We start from the raw sequence: 4066 nt of genomic DNA, 5'->3' as shown, positions 1-4066 counted from the left end.
GGTGTACTTAATCCCAGATTTTTAAATCCAGTTATTCAACTTTTAGATCGTTGGAAAAATAAAAAACCTGATGGAGAAAATCAGCTAATTGATATTTTTATAATTAAACGCTATCCGGTGAAACCATTATTAGGAGAATTAGTTTTTTTAGGGTTGCGGGCTGCTGGATTTATATTAACTATAATGGCGTTAACTTCTGTAAATTGGGAGCAAATACCCTTATTAGTGGGAGCTTTTAGTTGTGCTTGGGTATTGGGGTTAATTGTTCCTGGTGCGCCTGGTGGCTTGGGCGTGTTTGAAACTACAGCGATGTTACTGTTACAATATCATTTTCCGGCGGCTTTGGTGATTAGTGCGATCGCACTTTATCGTCTCATTAGTATCTTAGCAGAAACCACAGGAGCAGCCATAGCTTCCTTACATCAAAGAATTAACCATAAAAAAATTCCTTCTTAACAACCTTTCTCCTTGTCCTCTGTGTCCTCTGTGCCTCTGTGGTTCGATAAAATATCTTTAAACCGCAGACGCACAGAGTGAAAAAGATATTAATCTCCAGTAATAGAAAGTTCACTCACCCAAACCCTGGGAGCAACTCCTGCTGGTGTTAATTCCACCTCTTTTTCGACATAAACAATTGATTTCAAAAGTTCCAAGAAATCCCCAGCTACCGTTGCAGACTCAATACTAGTTTTCTCACCTTTGTTAACTAACCAACCATCAAAAGGCAAAGAAAAAGAACCTTGTAAAGCCTTAACACCCGCATGGAGAGCTTGTAAATCATCAATTAAAATCACATTTTCCGCAGTTTCTAGACTCAATTCTTTTTCAGGTGTACCCGCTGCGAAAACGTGATAAAAATTGGGACTAACGCTAACTTTTGCGCCAATACTAGCATTACCTGTAGGTTGAGAATTTAACCGTTTAGCAGTTCCCGCACTATGCAAAAAGCTAGTTAAAATGCCCTTTTCTATTAACTTAATTTGCCGGGTAGGAGTACCCTCACCATCAAAACTTTCTGCACCAATATTAGCAGGGTGTAAAGCATCATCATAAACTGAAAGTAAAGGTGAAGCTAGTTCTTTACCAATATCATCAGTTTTCGATAAACTTTGATTATCCAGAATACTTTGGGCGTTAAATAAATTGGAAAAAGCACCTAACAAACTTAAAAAAGCTTCAGGAGAAAAAACTACTTGATACTTACCAGTTTTAATTTTTTCATAATGCAAATGACTGATAGTTTTCTGGGCAGTTTCCTTGATACAACCAGCAATATCTAAATCAGCGACACTTTCCTTAACTCGATAAGCACTACCACTGCGGGGTTTCTTACCTTCCTCTTCAGTTTTGCTGTACAAATAAATAGAAGCTAAGGAATGAGATTCAGTTCTCACAGCACCATCACTATTGAGATAAAATCTGTCAATATCCCTTTGTGCTAACCCATTATAAGGCACACTTGTAATAGCAGGATGGGTTGCTAGTAATTCTTTTTCTGCCACTAATAGCTTTTCTATCAGTTCAGAAACAGGTGCTTGCAGTGCCTTTTCTTGGTGTTTATTAGGGATAGGAATAGTGGCTTCTGGACTAAAATCAGGAACATTTTCTTTCACACCAAAAAAACTCGCTTCATAAGCAGTTTTCAAGGCTAATTCTAATCCTTTAGCATCTACATCTGTGGTGCTAGTAACACCCATTGTATTTTCTTCATTCCAAACCCGAACTGTTACCCCAGAACGATTGGAAGCTTTAACTTGTTTAGGTTCACCTTGGTCAACTTGAACACTGGTATCATCTACAGTTGAGCCGTAAATATCAAACTTTTTAATGCCAAGTTTGGCAGCATTTTCTTGAGCGGACGTGGCGATTTCTTGTATTTTTGTCATGATGAATTAATTTCTAAATTTTGAACGCAGACGAACGCAGATAAACGCAGATAATATAGCTTATCTGTTTTTATCTCAATACAGTTTAGTTAAAAATTTTTTCTTCTCTCTGTGTCCTCTGTGTCTCTGTGGTTCGTTTAAAAAATGACTTTCACAAAGAGTTCTAGATTTAACTAAACCGTATTGGTTTTTATCTGCCGCCGACAGTGATGGAATCAACCTTAATATGGGGTTGTCCAACTGTGGTGTAAATGCTACCGCTAACTGAACCACAGAAGCCGGGAGCTAATTCTAAATCTTGAGAACATAGGGAGATTTTATTCATGATTTCCTTAGCTTCACCGATGAGAGTAGCACCTTTTAATGGTTTGGTAATTTTGCCATTTTCTATTAAGTAAGCTTCGTCAACGCTAAAGTTAAATTGACCTGTTGCGCCGACACTGCCGCCACCCATTTTCTTACAGTAAATGCCTTTATCAACGGAGGCAAATAGGTCTTCTGTTGTGTGTTCACCACAATCAATATATGTATTTCGCATCCGACTAGCGGCAGCAAATGTATAATTTTGACGGCGGCCACTACCTGTTCTGGGGTGTCCAGTCCGCACTGAACCGGTTCTATCAGCTAGGAAGTTTTTGAGAATGCCTTTTTCAATTAATAATGTTCTTTGAGCGGGCATTCCTTCATCGTCCATATCAATTGTTCCAAAGGCGTTATCAGTGCGTCCTTCATCCCAAGCAGTCAGGCTTTCATGGGCGATTTTCTCACCTTTTTTATCGGCAAATGGTGTGGTTTTGTGTTCAATTTGAGTGGTTTCTAAAAGGTGTCCACAGGCTTCATGGAAAATTACACCACCAAAATGATTAGCCATAATAATCGGGTAAGTTCCTGATTCTACGTAATCTGCATAAAGCATTTTACCGGCTGATTCGGCGATTTGTTCGGAGGCTTGTTGATAATCCCAGGTTCTCAGGAAGTTAGCGTCACTGGTGTTACCAGCCCTGTCAGCAATAGAGGAACGGTTAGCACCGTCAGCACAAAGCAGGTTAAACCCAACGGATTGGGTGAGGCGAATATCACGGGCAAATGTACCGTCACTGGCAGCAACTAATACTTCTTGCCAATCACGGAAGTAGGAAGCGCGGCGAGATTGGACGTGGGTAGCTTTTTTGTTAAGTTGGGCTGTACCATCAAGCAGGACTTCTCCCATTTCGCGGATAGAACTACATAAGGGCAGCCAACCGTCTTTACCGCGTTTTGTGGCGTAGTCTCTGAGTAATTCTAGGTTGATTTCAGGGATGAAAGCACTTGGACCTGGTAATTGTAGTCCTAAAATAGAAAGAGCTTTTTCTAAAGCAGCTTTTAAACCGGCAAATGTGAGGTTATTGGTGCTAACGTAGCAGTCAGCTTTGCCGCGAAATACCCGCACTCCCGCACCAGTAGCTAAACTGGGGGAAATGCTGGTAATGGTATCTTCCTCGGCTAAACAACTGATGTAGTTGCGGCGTTCTAGGAAGTATTCTACAAAATCTGCTCCGGCAGCGCGTCCTAGTCCTAAAAGGGTTGCCAGAGGGGCTTCCCAAGTCTCATCGAAGCGTTCTGTGGTGGATAAATATTGTAAACTGGGAAGTTGATTCGAGAGAAGTAGGGTATTTGTAAGCATGAAGTGCCTCGTCTGCTGGCGTTATCAGAGATTTAACTGAAAAAAATCCTGGTGTGTTCAGTCTAACAAATCTGTGAAAGCCGTTGTTGGCAGTTAGGCTGTAGGGTTTTCCGCCATTTGCAGATGAATTTAGTTAATACTCTCACCTGGGAAAGTTTTCTCTTGTTCAGTAATAACCTTTAATCGGGTAAACTTTTTCCAATATGAGAGGCTAATTTTTCTGCCAATACCTTTACATGAGGTTCTTGAATCATGGAGTGATGATTACCAGATACTTTATAGATTTGAGATAGGGATTTTCTAGCCCAACCATAACTAGGAAATAGCAAAGAAATTAGTTTTTGGATTGGAGTTGAGTTTATGCGTCCTTGCGCTAAAAATAGGGTAATTTTTCCTTGGTATCCATCCATTATATATTGGTCTGAAGTATTATTTAGAATATATCTTGACTCAGTTATAGGATCAAGATTTTCATCAATTTTATAAAGATTTATCGGTATGATTAACTTAGTTATAT

At 39.8% G+C, this 4066-nt stretch carries 4 protein-coding genes; 1 reads left to right on the top strand and 3 read right to left on the bottom strand.

The window, feature by feature from the left end; translation table 11 throughout:
* Positions 1–456, top strand: a 456-nt coding sequence (locus IQ228_RS22610; RefSeq protein WP_193964519.1) for a lysylphosphatidylglycerol synthase domain-containing protein, incomplete at its 5' end; no start/stop codon positions are given.
* A gap of 89 nt (positions 457–545) precedes the next feature.
* Here IQ228_RS22610 and IQ228_RS22605 read toward each other — a convergent pair.
* The 3 genes from IQ228_RS22605 to IQ228_RS22595 form a co-directional block, all read right to left on the bottom strand.
* Positions 546–1886: a TldD/PmbA family protein gene (locus IQ228_RS22605; RefSeq protein ID WP_027402173.1), complete on the bottom strand. Its 1341-nt coding sequence runs from the start codon at positions 1884–1886 to the stop codon at positions 546–548.
* 190 nt (positions 1887–2076) lie between these two features.
* Entirely contained in the window at positions 2077–3549 is a 1473-nt protein-coding gene (locus IQ228_RS22600) for a TldD/PmbA family protein (protein WP_027402174.1), read from the bottom strand.
* A gap of 179 nt (positions 3550–3728) precedes the next feature.
* The coding region (locus tag IQ228_RS22595) for a hypothetical protein (RefSeq protein WP_228044022.1) at positions 3729–4066 on the bottom strand (338 nt) is incomplete at its 5' end.

It is taken from the genome of Dolichospermum sp. LEGE 00246 (assembly GCF_015207865.1).
In the GTDB taxonomy this organism is placed as follows: domain Bacteria; phylum Cyanobacteriota; class Cyanobacteriia; order Cyanobacteriales; family Nostocaceae; genus Dolichospermum; species Dolichospermum heterosporum.
This window is presented reverse-complemented; position numbering and strand designations above follow the sequence as displayed.